This window comes from [Clostridium] symbiosum (genome assembly GCA_036419695.1).
Lineage (GTDB): Bacteria > Bacillota > Clostridia > Lachnospirales > Lachnospiraceae > Otoolea > Otoolea symbiosa_A.
The window spans coordinates 4,876,102-4,894,034 of sequence record CP143946.1 but is presented as its reverse complement, the minus strand read 5'-3'; the positions used below and the strand labels follow the sequence as shown (position 1 = coordinate 4,894,034).

The 17,933-nt window shown below is 49.9% G+C and carries 15 protein-coding genes; 8 read left to right on the top strand and 7 right to left on the bottom strand.

Translation table 11 applies throughout. From position 1 onward, the window contains the following. Positions 1 to 49: 49 nt before the first annotated feature. Positions 50 to 574, bottom strand: a complete 525-nt coding sequence (locus V3C10_21915; protein WVP61933.1) for a hypothetical protein — start codon at positions 572 to 574, stop codon at positions 50 to 52. An 815-nt stretch (positions 575 to 1,389) separates the two neighbouring features. Here V3C10_21915 and V3C10_21910 point away from each other — a divergent pair. The 6 genes from V3C10_21910 to V3C10_21885 all read left to right on the top strand — a co-directional run bounded on the left by V3C10_21910 (position 1,390) and on the right by V3C10_21885 (position 6,832). Then, on the top strand, positions 1,390 to 2,139 hold the full coding sequence (locus V3C10_21910) for an MBL fold metallo-hydrolase (protein ID WVP61932.1): 750 nt from the start codon (positions 1,390 to 1,392) through the stop codon (positions 2,137 to 2,139). Beyond that, positions 2,136 to 2,507: a VOC family protein gene (locus V3C10_21905; protein WVP61931.1), complete on the top strand. Its 372-nt coding sequence runs from the start codon at positions 2,136 to 2,138 to the stop codon at positions 2,505 to 2,507. The genes V3C10_21910 and V3C10_21905 overlap by 4 nt, the downstream gene beginning before the upstream one ends. Positions 2,508 to 2,618: 111 nt before the next feature. Then, complete coding sequence (locus tag V3C10_21900; GenBank protein WVP61930.1) at positions 2,619 to 3,908, top strand: dihydroorotase; 1,290 nt, start codon at positions 2,619 to 2,621, stop codon at positions 3,906 to 3,908. Beyond that, complete coding sequence (locus V3C10_21895) at positions 3,905 to 4,591, top strand: YjjG family noncanonical pyrimidine nucleotidase (protein WVP61929.1); 687 nt, start codon at positions 3,905 to 3,907, stop codon at positions 4,589 to 4,591. The genes V3C10_21900 and V3C10_21895 overlap by 4 nt, the downstream gene beginning before the upstream one ends. Before the next feature lie 18 nt (positions 4,592 to 4,609). Next, entirely contained in the window at positions 4,610 to 6,124 is a 1,515-nt protein-coding gene (malQ, locus tag V3C10_21890) for a 4-alpha-glucanotransferase (protein WVP61928.1), read from the top strand. 48 nt (positions 6,125 to 6,172) lie between these two features. Further along, positions 6,173 to 6,832 (top strand): hypothetical protein, encoded by a 660-nt coding sequence (locus V3C10_21885; protein ID WVP61927.1) that lies wholly within the window; start codon positions 6,173 to 6,175, stop codon positions 6,830 to 6,832. Positions 6,833 to 7,016: 184 nt separating this feature from the next. Here V3C10_21885 and ggt read toward each other — a convergent pair whose 3' ends face one another. Together ggt and V3C10_21875 are read right to left on the bottom strand one after the other, a co-directional pair. Continuing rightward, the gene (gene ggt / locus V3C10_21880; GenBank protein WVP61926.1) at positions 7,017 to 8,738 is read right to left on the bottom strand and encodes a gamma-glutamyltransferase; all 1,722 of its coding nucleotides are present in this window, start codon (positions 8,736 to 8,738) and stop codon (positions 7,017 to 7,019) included. 1 nt (position 8,739) lies between these two features. Beyond that, positions 8,740 to 10,113 (bottom strand): sodium:solute symporter family protein, encoded by a 1,374-nt coding sequence (locus tag V3C10_21875; GenBank protein ID WVP61925.1) that lies wholly within the window; start codon positions 10,111 to 10,113, stop codon positions 8,740 to 8,742. Positions 10,114 to 10,584: 471 nt separating this feature from the next. Here V3C10_21875 and V3C10_21870 point away from each other — a divergent pair, with 471 nt between their 5' ends. After that, positions 10,585 to 11,265: a GntR family transcriptional regulator gene (locus tag V3C10_21870; GenBank protein ID WVP61924.1), complete on the top strand. Its 681-nt coding sequence runs from the start codon at positions 10,585 to 10,587 to the stop codon at positions 11,263 to 11,265. A 76-nt stretch (positions 11,266 to 11,341) separates the two neighbouring features. On the opposite strand, the gene V3C10_21865 is transcribed toward V3C10_21870, so the two are convergent. Continuing rightward, positions 11,342 to 11,953, bottom strand: a complete 612-nt coding sequence (locus V3C10_21865) for a metallophosphoesterase (GenBank protein ID WVP61923.1) — start codon at positions 11,951 to 11,953, stop codon at positions 11,342 to 11,344. Between the two features lie 154 nt (positions 11,954 to 12,107). After that, complete coding sequence (locus V3C10_21860) at positions 12,108 to 14,039, bottom strand: BMP family ABC transporter substrate-binding protein (protein ID WVP61922.1); 1,932 nt, start codon at positions 14,037 to 14,039, stop codon at positions 12,108 to 12,110. Between the two features lie 692 nt (positions 14,040 to 14,731). Here V3C10_21860 and V3C10_21855 point away from each other — a divergent pair. After that, positions 14,732 to 16,369 carry an ATP-binding cassette domain-containing protein gene (locus V3C10_21855; GenBank protein WVP61921.1) on the top strand — a complete coding sequence of 546 codons (1,638 nt, stop codon included), beginning with the start codon at positions 14,732 to 14,734 and terminating at the stop codon, positions 16,367 to 16,369. Positions 16,370 to 16,472: 103 nt separating this feature from the next. Here V3C10_21855 and V3C10_21850 read toward each other — a convergent pair whose 3' ends face one another. Both V3C10_21850 and V3C10_21845 read right to left on the bottom strand, forming a co-directional pair. Further along, on the bottom strand, positions 16,473 to 16,865 hold the full coding sequence (locus V3C10_21850) for a helix-turn-helix transcriptional regulator (protein WVP61920.1): 393 nt from the start codon (positions 16,863 to 16,865) through the stop codon (positions 16,473 to 16,475). A gap of 138 nt (positions 16,866 to 17,003) precedes the next feature. Beyond that, positions 17,004 to 17,837 carry an AraC family transcriptional regulator gene (locus V3C10_21845; protein ID WVP61919.1) on the bottom strand — a complete coding sequence of 278 codons (834 nt, stop codon included), beginning with the start codon at positions 17,835 to 17,837 and terminating at the stop codon, positions 17,004 to 17,006. Between the last annotated feature and the right edge of the window lie 96 nt (positions 17,838 to 17,933).

Genomic DNA, 17,933 nt, shown 5'->3' with positions numbered 1-17,933 from the left:
TGCGAAATTTTCTTCTCTAGTTTGCCAAATATCCGCTGATTTTTATGTATTACGCGGTTGTCCATGATTCAAAAAGAATAAATTCATCTTCCGTTTCAATCAGATAATCGAAAGAGTTCCAAGCATTAATATCACCATACCGAGTTATAAAAAGAACAGGAGATGGGATTGCAGTATCAAGTATTTCATTCTTAATATCGAATCCGTCTATGGCATCCGCCTGCATATATTTGATACTTGAAGCGCCCTCACACGAGAAGTATTTTGCTATCCAATAATCCTTTAAATGACTTTTCCACTCATCGGTTTTAAAATTATTCTTCCATGGTTTCTCTGTTTTCTGCCATTCCTCATGATCATATAATGAATAGATAAAAAGGATAGGAAGCGCCATTTCTAAGGAATTACAGCATGGTTTAGAAACTGCGCAAAAATAGGCCCCTTCTTCCCTACAGTCACGTGAATATACGCTATTGCTGCGTATGCTGTCTTTATAATTTTCTATAGCTATTTTCGAGGCACATTCAGCAAAATAATCTATATCACCAAACAACTTACTTACTGTATTTTTCATAAAAACAACCTCCTGTTTCTATATCCGTACTCAGTGTCTAATATAAATTGCCGTTCCTTCGCTTTCCTCGCCTAATGCGCATTATTTCCAGCTATTTGTTTCATTCTACGTATTCTATACAATTCTGTCAAATGTAAATAGATCACCTTAAGGCCTCCCGCAAGCGGTAATTTTATTTGTGCACCAAATAGGGAACCATTTTATACTTCCATACAGGCTCATTTAATCAAAAAACAGTAACCAAGCCATTTCAGCTTATAGAGAAACCACAACTAACTGATAAAATTCCTATTTTTTATCGTCAAATTCCTTCTGATTCATTTTTGTAAAGATTCTCCAATCCCAACCCCATAAGCAGTCAAAGAATAAGCAATCAAAAAGGTGGTGGTATCATCCCCCCGCCCTCCAAATCAGGACAGACAGTAGTGGCCGTTCCGGGACGGGGTGGACAATAAACCCGGCGTCTTCGGTCCCGGGTCATAGACTGCCTGTGGGGGAGGAGGAAGAAAAAATCTCCGAAGGGGACGTTGGAATCCGCCGCTTCTTAGCGAGGTATTATCGAGCTTAGAAGCGCTGCGCATTCCATAAGCGGAAGCGGTCCCCGCAGGAGATTTCTTTCTTCCGTAGCCCCCACCTTACGATACTCCTCCTCCCGGGACTGAAGACTCACAACCTCCCACTCTCCACCCCGTCCATACCCATCCCACTGCCGTCCTCATTTTTCATATTGAAGCCCCCCGGCTTTTAGAATATAATAAAGAGAACACAAAACTCAGCACCCAATACACGATGGCAGGCAAGGAGGCCGAAAATCCATGAAAATAACCTATATACATCACAGCTCTTTCTCCGTAAAGCTGGACCATGTAACCATGCTGTTTGACTACTATGAGGGGCCTCTGCCCGATTTTGACAGGAGCAGGCCTCTGGTGGTTTTTGCCAGCCATTTTCACGGTGACCACTTTGCACCGGTGATATTTGATCTGGCGGAAGGGAGAGAGGATATTCAATATGTTCTCTCTAAAGATATTAACAAAAAGAAAGTGCCGGGGCATCTGCTTGATAAAGTGATGTTTGTAAAAGCCGGTGAGAAATACACGCTGCATCCCGGGAAAAACGAAAAGACAGAAGAAGGCGGAAATACGGAGCCGGACGGCGTCACCATGGAGATAGAGACGTTTAAATCCACCGATGAGGGCGTGGCTTTCTGGATTTCCTGTGAGGGAAAAGAGATTTACCATGCCGGAGATTTGAATAACTGGTGGTGGGAGGGCGAGGATAAAGCCTGGAACCACAATATGGCGGCCAATTATGCAAAAGAGATGGATAAGATGGCGGGACGCACGGCGGATGCGGCCTTTATTCCCCTGGATCCGCGCCTGGAACAGTGGTTTTATCTGGGGATGAAAGAATTTATGGAAAAAGCCGATGCAAAAGCCGTAATTCCGATGCATTTCTGGAAAGACTACAGTATAATTGAAAAGATGAGACAGCATCCGTCCAGCGAGGGATGGAGAGAGCGTCTGATAGAGATTCACAGAGAAGGAGAGGAGCTTGACATATGAAATTCACATTTGCACATAATAACTTTAATGTAGTAAACCTGGAGAAATCTTTAAAATTCTACGAGGAGGCGCTGAACCTCAAAGAAGTGCGCAGAAAAGAAGCAGCGGACGGCAGCTTTATTCTGGTGTATCTCGGCGATGGTGAGACGGGCTACCAGCTTGAGCTGACCTGGCTCAGAGACTGGGAGAAGGATTCTTATAACCTGGGAGACAATGAGTTTCATCTGGCATTTGTAACGGATGATATGGAAGCATCCCTGAAAAAGCATAAGGAGATGGACTGCGTCTGCTTCGAAAACCCGGCAATGGGAATCTACTTTATTTCGGATCCGGACGGATACTGGCTGGAAATTGTGCCGGCAAAATAAGAATGCCGCAGCCATAAGGCTCACTAGTAATTAGGACAGTAAGCAAAACTGTACCAAAGCAGTACCCCAAACAACAACAGAAACAGCAACCAAAACAGTGAGGAGAAAATCATGCTTATAAAAAACGGACGGGTCATAGACCCGGATAGCGGCTTTGACGGCCCCGCCGATTTACTGGTTGAGGACGGGAAGATAAAAAAGATAATCAGCCGCGGAAACAATGAAAACGGCCCCGCCGAAGAGGCGGTAAACAGCGTCGGGGAAGTGATCGACGCGTCGGGTCTTATCGTTGCCCCGGGACTGGTGGACGTGCATGTGCATTTTCGCGATCCCGGACTGACATACAAGGAAGACATCGTGACGGGAGCGGCCGCGGCAAAGGCGGGCGGTTTCACGACGGTGGTCTGCATGGCGAACACGAAACCGGCAGCGGACAATCCGGAGACGGTTGGATATATAATTGAAAAAGGGAAAACAACCGGGATTCATGTGCTGGCGGCCGCGGCCGTGTCAAAGGGCCTGAAAGGACAGGAGCTGACCGACATGGAAGCGCTGAAGGCATGCGGAGCCGCCGGATTTACGGACGACGGCATTCCCCTGATGGATGAAAAACTGGTGAAAGCAGCCATGGAGAAGGCAAAAGAGCTTGATCTGCCCCTCAGTTTCCACGAGGAGGATCCTGCATTTATCTTCAATAACGGAATCAACCGGGGAGAAGTTTCTGAGAAACTGGGCATCGGAGGTTCTCCCGCGCTTGCAGAGGATTCTCTGGTGGCCCGGGACTGTATGATCGCCCTCCACACCGGGGCGGCGGTCAATATCCAGCATATCAGTTCCGGAAATTCTGTGAAGATGGTGGCTCTGGCCAAGGAGCTGGGCGCCGATGTGTGGGCGGAGGTGACGCCGCATCACTTTACACTGGATGAGACGGCTGTGCTTGAGCATGGGACTCTGGCAAAGATGAATCCGCCCCTGCGCACGGCAAAGGACAGGGAGGCGCTGATTGAAGGGCTGAAGAGCGGTGCGATCGATATTATTGCCACGGATCACGCCCCGCACAGCAAAGAGGAGAAAGAAAAACCGCTCACGGAAGCACCAAGCGGAATCATTGGCCTGGAGACCGCCCTTCCTCTGGCAGTCACGAAGCTTGTAAAGGCCGGACATCTCACCTATCTGGAACTGATGGAGAAGATGTGCCTGAACCCGGCCAGGCTCTACCGCCTGGAATCGGGGCGGATCAGGGAAGGCGGGGATGCCGACCTCGTGATTTTCGACGACAGCGAGAAGTTCACGGTCAGGGAGTTCCGCTCCAAATCCTCCAATTCCCCATTTGTGGGAGAGGAGCTTTACGGCAAAGTGAAACTCACAATCTGTGGTGGAAAGGTGGTATATCGGGCGTGAGCAGACAATATAAAGCGCTTTTAATGGATGTGGACGGCACGCTCCTGGATTTTGACAGGGCGGAGGCCGCTGCATTTGTAAAGGTGCTGGCCAAATACGGCTTAGAGCCGGAAGAATGTTATGTGAAAGAGTATCACAAAATTAACCAGGAGTGCTGGGAGGCATTTGAAGTCGGACAGATGGAGCGGGATGATGTTCTGACAGTCCGTTTTGAACGCTTCTTCGGCGCCCATAATCTGACGGTGAGCGGCAGGGAGGCGGAGGATGCATACCGCGTCTGGCTCGGCGAGGGCGCCTACCTGATGGAGGGCGCGCTGGAAATTCTCGATTATCTGAAAGAACGGTATGAGCTCTATGTGGTGACCAACGGCGTCGGCGCCACACAGAGAAAACGGCTTAAGGCCTCGGGACTTTCCGGGTATTTCCGGGAGCTTTTTATCTCCGAGGAAGCGGGAAGCCAGAAACCGCAGAAGGAATTCTTCGACTATTGTTTTGCCCGCATTCCGGATATCAGGCCGGAGGAGATGATGGTGATCGGGGATTCCCTGACATCCGATATCCAGGGCGGGGTGAATGCGGGAGTCGACACATGCTGGTTTAACCCGCAGGGGAACGAGAACAGGAAAGCGCTCCCGGTAACAAGAGAAATACGCAGGCTTTCTGAGCTTAAAACATTCCTGTAATACTGACAAGGAGAAACAATGATGAAAACAATGTTAAAGCGCGGAGCCGGTATTCTGATGCCGATTTTCAGCCTGCCGTCCCCATACGGAATCGGTACGTTTGGAAAAAGCGCATATGAATTTGTGGACGCCCTGAAACGGGCAAGACAGAATTACTGGCAGGTACTCCCGATGGGGCCGACCAGCTACGGCGACAGCCCGTACCAGTCCTTTTCCGCATTTGCCGGAAATCCTTATTTTATTGACCTCGATACGCTGAAGGAAGAAGAGCTTCTGACCCAGGAGGAGATAGACGCCTGCTTCTGGATGGAAAAGCCGGAAGAGGTCAAATACGATGCAGTGCATTATTACCGTTTTCCTCTTCTGAGGAAAGCATTTGAAAGAAGTTTACATAAAGAGACGGAAGAGTATGCGAAGTTCTGTGAGAAAAACAGCTGCTGGCTTCCCGACTACAGCCTCTATATGGCCCTTAAAAAACATTTTGAGGACAGAGAATGGCTGACCTGGGACGAGGACATCAGGCTCCGAGATCCCGAGGCGATTAAAAAGTATGAAAAAGAGCTGGAAGAAGAGATAGACTACTGGAAATTCCTGCAGTATAAATTCTTTGAACAGTGGGAGAAGCTTAAGGCCTACGCGGCGGAGAATGCGGTAAAGATTGTCGGGGATATCCCGATCTACGTGGCGCTTGACGGGGCGGATGTGTGGAGCCATCCGGAGCTTTTCCAGCTGGATGAGAAAGAACTGACGCCGATCAGGGTGGCCGGAGTGCCGCCGGATGCATTTTCCGACGAGGGACAGCTCTGGGGGAATCCCCTCTATGACTGGGAAACCATGGAGAAGACGGACTTTGCCTGGTGGAGGGAGAGGATGAAAGCTTCGGCCGAACTCTACGACGTGATCCGCATCGACCATTTTATCGGAGTGGTCCAGTACTACTCCATTCCGTACGGGGCCAAAGATGCGAAGGACGGAAAATGGGTGAAGGGGCCCGGGAGGAAGCTGACGGATGCAATTAACGAGGCGGTCGGGACGACGAAAATCATCGCCGAGGATCTGGGAATCTTCAGCCAGGATGTAAAGGATCTGCTGGCGGAAACAGGCTATCCGGGAATGAAAATCATTGAATTTGCTTTCAGCGGAGACCGTTTTAATGAACATCTTCCGCACTGCTATGATCCGAATTCGGTAGTGTACGGCGGAACCCATGACAATGAGACACTGGCCGGATACTTTAAAGCGGAGAAAAGACAGTGGTGGGAGCTTCAGTATATCGCGGATTACCTGGGTGCCGCCCATCAGAGCGAGGTCGTAGACAAGGTTTTCCGTGCGGCTTACGGTTCCGTGGCAAGCGTGGCGATTTTCCAGATGCAGGATGTGTTGAAACTCGACAACTGGGCAAGGATGAACACGCCGAGCACGGTGGGGGAGAACTGGAGATGGAGGATGAAACCGGGGCAGTTCGGCGACGAACAGACCGGATATCTGTCCTGGCTGGTTGATACATTCGGCCGTTTCCAGGATGGCCGTTAAACCAGCTTCAAACCGACAACCGAAGGAATTATGACAGGAGGACATGATATGCAGAAAAGGAAGACCGGAAAATATGCAGCAGCGCTGCTTTTAACAATATCCATCGCTGCCCTGGCAGCCGGCTGTGCGAAGAAAACGGATCCCGCGGGAACGTCACAGACGCAGGGAGAGACGGGAACTTCCCAGGCCGTAGTTACAACGGAGGAGAGTACCGAAGATCCGAGGACAATGCCGGAACTTAAATCCGAAGATGAGATTAACATGATGTGTGGAACCGTGAAAGACGCGGGAATGAATACGCTGGTGGTAGCGAATGAGGAGTACCCGGGCGGTGTCGTGTTCGCCAAAGAAGATGCGGCGGTGAGCCTGTCCGAGGGACTTGTCATCGATCATGAGGTCACCGTATTTTACCGCGGGGAAATAAACCTGGCAGACTCCAGGTCCGTGAACGCCGAGCTGGTCCGGGACCCCAGAGAGGGAGATAAAGACTGCCGGGCGGGCGTTGTTTCAGGCGAAGTGCTCGGTGTCGGCATGAGTGTCATCACAATTCGTACGGAGGAGGGAACTGAAGTCTCCTTTGAGCAGGATCCCAAGCCGGTTAATCTCTCGGCGGGACCCGTGGAGGGCGATGAGGTCACGATTTTCTATTCCCACAAAAAGGACGGGACGATCTACGTGCCGGAGCTGATCCAGGATAAAGAAAAGTAATCGGGAGTTGGCGGCGGAACCAGGAAAGCCCGATGGTACAGTAAGAAGAATTCAGGATTTAAACGCAAAACGGACAGGACTGAAGAGGCCGATTTACCTTCAGTCCTGTCCGTTTTTCCGTAACACGGTAAAACTTTTCTTACACCTGTATTTTCAGCATAGTCGGCATAGCTTTCCAGTATCATTACGGTTCCTGGCTGACTCCCTCCAGAACAATATTCCCGCTGGACAGGAGCGCGCCTCCGCAGCCGTCTACGCGCTTTGTCCCGGCCGCATAGAATTCGCCGTCTTTTTGCATTACGCTGTTAACCATAGTGCTCATGGCCTGGTCCGCGGCAATGCGCACGGGGCGGTGGCCTTTTTCTTCCAGCAGCCTTATTGTATCTTCGGATATCCCAAACTCAATTTCCAGTCCCTGCGCCCTGGTCAGGCAGTTCACGTACGGAGCGTTTACGAGCTGTTCCGGGTTCATTCCGAAGTCAACCGCATTGATGATTCCCTGGAGCGTGCCGGTGATAATTCTGGGGCCTCCGGCGGCTCCAATGGCGAGAAACGGTTTCCCGTCCTTAAACACCATGCTTGGACTCATGCTCGACAGCGGAGTTTTGCCGCCTTCAATGCTGTTGGCGCTTCCATAGGCCAGACCCTGGCTTGTCATCGCTCCTGCGGCGGCCGAGAAATCGGACATGGCGTTATTCAGGATAAATCCCAATCCGTCCACCACGATCCCGCTGCCGAACCAATCCCTGACGGTCTGGGTCTGGGAAACGGCATTGCCGAACCGATCCATGATGGAGAAATGGGAGGTATTTCCCGGATACTCCTTCGCCTCGATTCCCTGGGCCGGCGCGTATTCCCCCGCATGCCCGTCTATCAGCCGGAACCGTTCCCCGGCATGTGTTTTACTGGTCAGGCGTTCGGTGTCCACCGCCACAAAGTCGGGGTCGCCCAGAGCAATGCTGCGGTCGGAAAATCCCAGCTTCATCGCCTCTGCGATCGCGTGGATGCTGGCTGCCGTATTATGCCCCATACTCTGTAAGTCACTGTTTTCCAGGATATTGAGCATCTCGATCAGTGCGCATCCTCCGCTTGGGGGAGCAAAGGAAACCACATGATATCCGCGGTAGTCCGTCTGAACCGGGCGGCGGAATTTAGGCTGGTACTGTTCCAGATCCGACCGCTTAAAACAGCCCCCGCGCGCGTTGATTACAGCCACAATCCGTTCTGCAATCTCACCGCTGTAAAAAACGTCGACGCCCCTGTCTGCGACGGTTTCCAGCAAAGCGCCCAGCTCGGGATTCTTCTGGGTTTCACCAAAGCGGTAAAATTCTTTTTCGCCTTTTAAGTACAGTTTCCGGAAATCCTCGGAAAGGTTCATTTTGCGTTTCACGGAGTCGTCATACATGGTCAGCGCTCCGGTGTAGCTGGTTCCGAATCCTTCCTTTGCATACCGGATGGCGGGGGCGGCGGCTTCTTTAAAGGATATGGTCCCGAACCGTTTCAGCATATTGTCCATCGTCCTGAGAAGGCCGGGAAGGGCTACGGACTGACCGCCCAGATCCTTCCACTCATCCTGGACTTTGCCGTCCTTTAAGAACAGGTCCGGCCCTGCCTGCGCGGGTGCGGTTCCCCTTCCGTCAAGAGCGTAAACCTCACCGTCTTTTTCACTGTAGAGGAGGCTGAAGCAGCCTCCGCCGATTCCGGAATGATGGGGTTCCACCACGGATAATGCCAGAGAGACGGCCGCCGCCGCATCGAACGCATTTCCCCCGTTTTTTAATATCTGGAGGCCTGCCCTGGCTGCATAAATATTGTTGCAGCTCACCGCGCCGTAATCACCGCGGGCGACCGGTTTATCCCAGTGGGACGGCCACATGTAAATCTGTTTTTTCTGTTCCTGGCACATATTAAGCGATCTCCTTTTTATTCGTCATAAGCGAGACAATAATTCCGACTGAATATGTAACAACCACAACCGGATATACTGCTTCCATCTTGTCGGTCAGCCCGAGAAGCATCCATGTAACGCCTACTATCATACCGGTCAGCATGCTCCAGAAAGCGCCCTGCTTTGTGCAGCGTTTCCACATTAAACCGGCCAGGATGGAGAAGCTTACCGGTGCTGCCGCTACATGCTGAAGCGTTAAGAACAGGTTGGTCAGAGACTGGCTGGGAATCAGGAAGGCCGGAATCAGGGTCAGGTAGGCAAAAATAAACGTAACGGATTTGGAAATTTTTAAGACCTTCTGATCATCGGCTCCCGGTGCGATTTCCGTCTTGTAAATATTTGTGATGATGGTTCCCGTTGCGAGCATCATGGTTGCCATCGTAGCGGCGATGATCATGGTTGCAAACGCAAAGATGACACCGGCGAAAACAGGGCTGCTGAAGGTTTTAATGGCATAGGCAAAAGCAGTTGAACCGTCGCCCAGGTCGGCGCCGGATGCTTTCGACAGCATACCACAGATTGCCGTGAAAAAACAGATCGGAGCGGCGATCAGATAGCCGAGAATCGAACCTGTTCTTGCCGCCTGAGGGCTCTTTGCGGCAAGAAGAGGCTGAAGCACGGCCTGCATTACCGCGGTACTGATGCATCCGCCCAGAATCCATGCAACGATTCGCTGTGTCGGCATATTTCCCATGGAATCATATTTTTCAGGAAGCTGGTCAAATAAGCCGCCGAGGCCTCCGAAATTGGAAAGCGTTGTGAAGGTAAAGACAATAAGCAGGATGTAGATACCGATGCAGACAACGCGTCCTACGGCCGATGCCCCCTTCATACCGGAAAAGCTGGTGTAGAGTACGGCTACGGTAACGCCAATCAGCATTGCTGCCATCAGGTTCATACCCGGCAGTACAATCTGGATGATGCTGGCTACTGTTTTTAACTGAATCGGAATATAGAGAAATCCGTAAACGATCCAGGCATAGGAATATAAGCGCGTGGTCTTTTTGTCAAACCGGTTCTGCAGATAGGCGGGAACCGATTCGCCGGGCATTCTTTCCCGGATAATTTTGGCGAAGACAGCCAGGGCGATAAAATAGAAAGACCCCGCAATGGAATACCATGCGCCGGAAATTCCGAGATTGTAACCGTTCTGTGCTGCGCCAACGACGGCCATGCCGCCGATTTGCCATGCTGCAAATATACAGCCGAGTGAAACGGCGCCCATTGTCTTGTCTCCGCCGGACCACTGATTTGCCGATTTAACTTTCGTACCGGCATAAACTCCGACCCCAATGATTAACAGAAACGTAATAATCCATACAGCAATTAACATACTTCTCCTCCTTTGATTGTTTGACAACGAAAAGCCTCCGTAACGTGCTTTCCGCTGTTTACACTAACACTTTGTTTCGTTTAGCAGATTGCCGTTAAAATGAACGTCCCTCCCCTCCTCATCTTCAAGTAATATATTACATATTACATGTTACATATCGATAGTATAGCACGATTGAATCGAATGTCAATTATTTTTTCGCAGAAAATGTCAGTTTTTGCAGTTGGAACCCGCTTTTTTCTTTTACCTGAAGGTAGTAACCTGAATACGGAGTGTGCGGATTGTCGTTGCATTTTTTTCCGTTTGTCGTTATACTTGTTTTATGGATATGTAATATATTTGATTTGAGGGAAATTCGAAAGAAGATTGTTTTATCGATGTAACAGTTTGGACGGCCATACTTTATGGATCTGAAAATCAGAAAGCTGCCGGACCGTTACGCAGATTAATAAATGGAAGGATTTAATACTTATGAATGATGAATCTCTGCTGGGTGGAGGGTATATCCACACGAATACATTTAAGGAACAGGCATATGAACTGATTAAGGATGCCGTGCTTTACAACCGTTTCCGGATCGGAGCGGTCTATTCACAGGAAGCAATCTGCAATGAGCTGGGAATCAGCCGCACGCCGGTGCGCGAGGCCCTGCTGGAGCTGCAGAAAGAAGGCTATGTCTGTTTTTGCCGGGGCAAGGGCGTGAAAGTAGTTCCCGTGACGGAGGATGACGCCAGGGATATCCTGGAGATGCGTATGTTAATGGAACGCAATAATGCCAGGCTGGCCGCCGTGAGGAGCACGGACGAGGAGATAGAGGGGCTGCTTCAGTGTCTCGATGAACTGAAAAGGAATCTGGATTCCAGGGACAGCCGTTTCCTCTACCGGATCGATCACAAATTCCACCGTGGAATTGCCAATGCGACCCACAATGGCTGGATGAGCCGCGAGACGGGGCTGCTTTTAGACAATTATCTGCGCTTTGAGGTTAAATCAGTGTATAATAACTCGATTGATGCCCGGATTGTATGGGAAGAACATCAGGCTATCGGCGCTGCCATCCGTGATCGCAACCCGGAAAAGGCCGAGCAGGCCGTGAGCCGCCACCTGAATAATTCCTATAAGCGGACGCTCAGCCCATTATGGGAAGAGTAGGGAAACACCCAAAGCCCCGCTCTTCGGAGAACCAGAAACTGGTTCCGAAGGGCGGGGTTTTTATCAAACCTTCCTTTTATTCCGTTTTTTCTTTATCTTCATAGTCCACCAGATATCTCTCATAGGCATTTATTACCGTGGTATCACCATAAACGGAATTCCGCTTGAAATTCCCACCATAATTTGCGTGGACATGGCCATGGATAAAGTAGGCCGGTTTGTATTTGTCCATCAGCCTGTTAAATGCCTGGAAGCCGGTGTGCGGGAGATCCTCCCCGTCATTGAAACCGTAGGCCGGGGCGTGGGATACGAGAATATCAAATCCGCGGCTGTAGGCCAGTTTGGGCCAGAGCCTGGAGACACGCCGGTTCATGGCACCCTGGGTGTATTGGTGGATGCCGTCGCGGTAACGCATGGAGCCGCCCAGACCCAGGATCCGGATTCCTTTGTAATTGTAAATTTTATCTTCAATGCAGATGCAGCCTTCGGGCGGTGTCTGTTCATAGCAGTCGTCGTGGTTGCCATGGACATAGAGCACCGGAGCGTGCGTAAACGTGGCCAGAAAGGAGAGGTACTGCGGGGCCAGGTCACCACAGGAAATGATTAAATCGACCCCGTCCAGCTTTGATTTCTCAAAATAATCCCAGAGGGACTTGGACTCCTCGTCAGCCAGTGTCAGTATTTTCATTTATAAAATCCTCATATGTTATTCTGAATCCGTATCCGGCGGGCGGTACAGGAGCCATGGGTTACTGTATCTGGTATCGTTTTTATGCAGTATTACCTTTAGAGCCCGATATGACGCCGTGGTATCACCACGGAGTGTGATATCATATACCGCCTCAGATGTCCTTGGGCCTGCGGAGTCCCTGCAGCCGGACAACCGGCCGGGCCTCATCGGCCAGCATCCCGAAATCGGGAATCGTGCCTATAATATTGTCAGCCAGCCAGTCCATCGTGATAATTTCCTCGGGTGTGAGGATGTGATCGTCATCCTTTTGAACTATACCGTCCTGGGAATACAGCGTTCCTGCAAATGGATGGAAAGAACCTGACTCCACGGCGCGGCGCATGAATTCCACCAGCTTTTTGGTGCCTGGGGCAAGATTCTGGGTGTAAATGATATCCACAACCCCGGCCGACAGGCCCCACCAGTAGTTCAGTGCCCTGCTGTCGGAGGAATCATTCTCATCCCAGGATCCGCTGATGATACTTCCAATAATTTTCTCATAGAATTTTCCCCAGTTCCACAGCGGAGTGGCCGCGTTAAAGGGCGTGCTGCCGTCCGCGGCATTTTCGAAGCGGTACAGGCCGAACTGGCGTGAGGCAAACCGCGGGATAATCATATCCTGGCTGGATATATAGGAAATATGGTGTTTCCTGAAATACTCCACGATATCATCCTCTTTCACCGTGGACCATTTCAGGTAAATCTCAGCTCTTGGATTCACCATACGCGCGCCCAGGGCGAACGCGTTGATATTGGCCGTCATACCGTATATCGGATAATCGGCAATGTAGCCGATGTGGTTGTTGTCCGCCAGGGAGCCCGCGATCATCCCGCAGAGAAACTTTGCTTCATACATCCTTCCGTAATAGGTTCTGATATAGCGGTGGGAGGTATTCAGCGAACAGTTCAGTATCTTGACGTCAGGGTATTCCACCGCCGCTTTCAGGCTGGCGGGAATAAATTCGGGGGTGGTGGTGAAAATAATGCCGCACCCGGCGTCGATGGCTTTTTTAATGGCCGCCTGGGCATCTTCCCCTGCGGTCACGTTGTCGATGCAGAGCGTCTGGGCCTGCCCCTTGAAAATCTCTTCCACATGGCGTCTGCCCAATTCATGGGCGTAGGTCCAGCTTGATGTGGCGGCGTTCTTGGAGTGGATAAACGCAATTCTGACCTGTTTTGGGGAAGGTGGAAGCAGGATGTCGATAAACTTTTTCCTGGGCGAGGCATCCACGGGATCCATGACCAGTTCCACGGTCTGTTTTTCTTTGAGAAGCGTAAATTCATCCCAGATTTTTGCCATGTTTTCTTTCACTTTGGACGACGGATCGTTAAGAAGTGACGCATAGCCGTATATTTCAATATAGGACAGAAGGGCGTCGCCGGTTTTAACGGGGAGCCGGGAACCGCCGCTGGCCATGTAGGTGCTGCGGAATTTTACATAGGCTGCGGCAAAATCCATCCGCATCTCCTCGGACCAGACCGTCTTGCTGTCACCGGCCACGGCGGCGGCAAGACGGGTAAAACCGCCCTCACGTCCGAACAGGACATAGTTGACGTTGGTCAGCCGGTGGAAATTCATATACTCATAGTAAATGATATTGTCGGTTTCTTTCGTCCGTCTGGGAATCAGCCGGGTGACAACGGCGGGGATAAAGGGAGAGTCAAAATACTTCAGGACACTGACCCGTTTATTACCCTCCATGATGTAAAAATGGCCCATAAATTCGCAGGCGGTTACCGGCTCACGGATCCCCTCCTTCAAATGGGAATCACAGAGATTAATCCATTTGGAGGCAAATTCCGAATGAGGGTCCAGAAGCGGCATATAATTCGGGGCAAAAGCCGTCCGTCTGCCGATGCTCCTCGTCCCGGCAATCAGCTCCGCCGGAATCTGCTGCAGTCCGAGCCGCACCTCGGAAACAATATCGATATGGGAAATACTTTCATCAAGGGCCTGCAGGTAGGGATAGCTGCCCTCCGAAAGATGGCGCTGGTATTCCTTTTTTCCTGCCTTGTGGGCTTTTGAATAATCATCATAAGACATAAGGGACCTCCTGTCTGGAATTCGTTTAGCCGGAGATTTTTTGTTGGTTTGAGTATAGCACAGGTGGGCGGAGGGTGCAATGAGGGAGAAGTGGTTGAGATGCGAGGACGCTTCTGTAAGATGGCGGACGGGGGAGTGGGGGGTGTATATGAGTCTTCAGTCCCGGTTTGTAGGGTGTAGTGAAGGGGAATCCGGAGAAAAAAATTCCTGCGGGGACTCGCTCCCGGCCATAACCTTTCCAGTGGGGAATCCGGGAGAAAAAGATTCCGGAGGGAACCTGGGAGTTCATCGGCACTTACCGAGGTCTTTTACGAGGTTAGTGTCCGTTATGTACTCCAAAGAGCGCAAGCGTTTCCCGCAGGAACTTTTTCTGCCCGGATTCCCCACCCGAGACAAAACTCAATCCGGGACTGAAGACTCACAACCTCCCTCTCCCCATTCCGCCCCCGACCGTCTCGGCGGCGTTCTCTTTCCTCGATAACGGTAGCGGTTTTTCGGCAAATTGCCGTAAACCCCTTGTTTTTCAGGGATTTTGTGAAATCGGTCTTGCAAAATTATTATTTTCCTGTAAAATAGAAGAGACGCAGTGGGAGGGGCATGAAAAAGCCTCTTTTTCTATCCCTGCAGTTTGTCAGTGAACGAGAATAAACAGTCAGTCATTATAAAGCAGTTAATTATGAAAGGGAATCAATATGATTAGTACAAGTAATGTAACGTTACGTGTAGGCAAGAAGGCATTGTTTGAAGATGTCAGTATTAAATTTGTCGAGGGAAACTGTTATGGTATGATCGGAGCCAACGGAGCCGGTAAATCTACCTTTTTAAGAATCCTGTCCGGACAGCTGGAACCGACCAGCGGAGAGGTTAATATCACCGCAGGACAGAGACTTTCCTTCCTGCAGCAGGATCATTTTAAATATGATGCTTATACGGTTCTGGACACCGTTATTATGGGAAATGCCAGACTGTATGAGATAATGAAAGAAAAAGAAGCAATTTACATGAAGGAAGATTTCACCGATGAAGATGGAATCAAGGCCGCCGATCTGGAGGGAGAGTTTGCCACGATGAACGGATGGGAGGCGGAATCAGATGCCGCCAATTTGCTGAACGGACTTGGTATCGAGACGGACTTACACTATAAAATGATGGGCGACTTAAACGGCGCTCAGAAGGTAAAAGTCCTTCTGGCCCAGGCGTTATTTGGAAATCCGGATATCCTGCTGCTCGACGAGCCGACCAACCACCTGGATCTGGACGCTATCGCCTGGCTGGAGGAATTCCTGATTAATTTTGAGAACACGGTTATTGTGGTATCCCATGACAGGTACTTCTTAAATAAGGTCTGCACCCAGATTGCCGATATCGATTATGGTAAGATTCAGCTTTACGCAGGAAACTATGATTTCTGGTACGAGTCCAGCCAGCTGATGATTAAGCAGATGAAGGAAGCCAACAAGAAGAAGGAAGAGAAGATTAAGGAACTGCAGGAATTTATCCAGCGTTTCTCGGCCAATGCCTCCAAGTCCAAACAGGCTACTTCCAGAAAGAAAGCGCTTGAAAAAATCGAACTGGATGAAATCAGACCATCCAGCCGTAAATATCCATATATTGATTTCAGGCCGGAGCGGGAAATCGGCAACGAAGTGCTGACCGTGGAGAACCTTTCCAAGACAATCGACGGAGTAAAGGTCTTAGACGGAATTTCATTTATCCTGAACAGGGAAGATAAGGTTGCCCTGGTCGGACCGAATGAGCAGGCCAAGACGGTGCTGTTTAAGATTCTGGCGGGTGAGATGGAGCCGGACGAGGGAAGCTACAAATGGGGGCTTACCACATCCCAGGCATATTTCCCGAAGGATAACAGCGCCGAATTCGACAACGACGACACGATTGTGGATTGGCTAACCCAGTACTCTCCGGTTAAGGATGTAACGTATGTCCGCGGTTTCCTGGGCAGAATGCTGTTTGCCGGTGAGGATGGAGTGAAGAAGGTAAAAGTTCTTTCCGGTGGAGAGAAGGTTCGCTGCATGCTTTCCAAGATGATGATCTCGGGAGCCAACGTGCTGATCCTTGATGAGCCGACCGACCATCTGGATATGGAGTCCATCACGGCGCTCAATAACGGTATGACGAAATTCCAGGGTGTAATCATTTTCTCATCACGTGATCATCAGATCGTGGAGACAACGGCAAACCGTATTATGGAGATTGTAAACGGCAAGCTGATTGATAAGATTACGACATACGACGAATATCTGGCAAGCGATGAGATGGCCAGAAAACGTCAGGTATTTACAGTAACAGACAGTCAGGAAGAGGACGACTGATTTGGATTATAAACAGTAAATAAAAAAAGCAGATATTCCGGGTATGGAACATCTGCTTTTTTTATCGTGCTGCCGACGGCCTGTCCTGCTAAAAATCATCTCTTCATTGTGGAAGATGCTTTGGCTTTTCATCTTTCTTAAGCTTTTCGGTGTTTTCCAGATAGGTGAGATAGTTAACGTAATCCACCAGGTGCCTCTTTGATCTGCCTCCGAAAGAATCGATTCGGCAGACAAAATCGCCAATTGTGACATTCTGAATCAGGTAATTGGAAAATTCAGGAGGGATCTTGGGATAATCTATGCGGCCTAGAAGGAAATCCGTACTGACATTATAGTAGGAGGACAGGTTAAGTAAATGCCGGACAGGAAGCTCCGTTTTACTGGTTTCGTAACGAGAGTAAATCTGCTGTGTTGTGCCAATGACCCGGGAGATATCCTCCTGAGTCTTGCCGTTCTTTTCACGCAAAAGGCGGAGACGTTCACCGACAATTCCCATGCCATCACCTCCGGTTCTACAAACTTACACAATTTAGTTGTAGAACCAATTTATCATACATTGATTATATTGTATTCCAATACTCATAAAATGATGTATGGCTATGGACTTTTACTCTTTATATTTGTAAAATAATAATCAAATACTCTTAAGAGGACCTTCTTTTCTGTACTGGGCCGGCGATTTACCGACCTCGCGTTTAAAAACCTGGGCAAAATACGACTGGGACGAGAAACCGGCCAGCGATGCTATCTGAGCAATGGAATGATCGGTTGTGGCCAGCAGCTCCCTGCTGATTGCGATTCGCCGGGCATTCAGGTAGTTAATTGGAGACAGGCCTGTATACCTGGTAAATGCGTGGACCAGATAGTATTTGCTCATATGCGCCAGTGAGGCCAGCTGATCCAATGTGATATTGTCTGCATAGTTGGAATCCAGATAACGCTTAATCTGGCTGCATTCCTTTGTCATTCTGGAAGCGGTAAAGTGTGTGGGCAGAAGGTTCTGCCTGCGCGCAATCCGAATCATCAGAACTTCCCAAAGGGCCTGGCAGGCGGTGCCGGAGTAGGCTTCCTCACTTTCCGCTTCCTCCAGAAGGAGCAGAAGCACCGAGAGAAGTTCAGTGTCCTTACCGTAGTGGCAGATGAAATAGCGCTCCAGACATTTGTTGTCCCGGAAGGAGACGCCGTTTACACCAACCACGATATATTCCAGGGGATGAAGGGGAACGGATCGCTCCGTATGTTCCATGTCGGGGGGAATGATAATGAGATCGCCCTCGACTACCGGGTATTCCTCACCCTCCAGAATAAAGCGGCCTTTGCCCGCCGTGATGTAGATCAGTTCAGAAAAATGATGGATATGGGGGATGCTCTGCCAGTCATCTTCATATTTGGAAGTGGATATATATAAGAGATTGCCGGTCAGTTTCTGGCCGTCGTGATTTTTTAAAATGAAGCGGTTACTGCTCATAAAAATACCTCCTGATTGAGATGTTAAGAAAATTATAGAAAAAATAAAAGAATTTGTAAATATCAGGTTGAATATTGTCGATATGGGAGCAAGAAT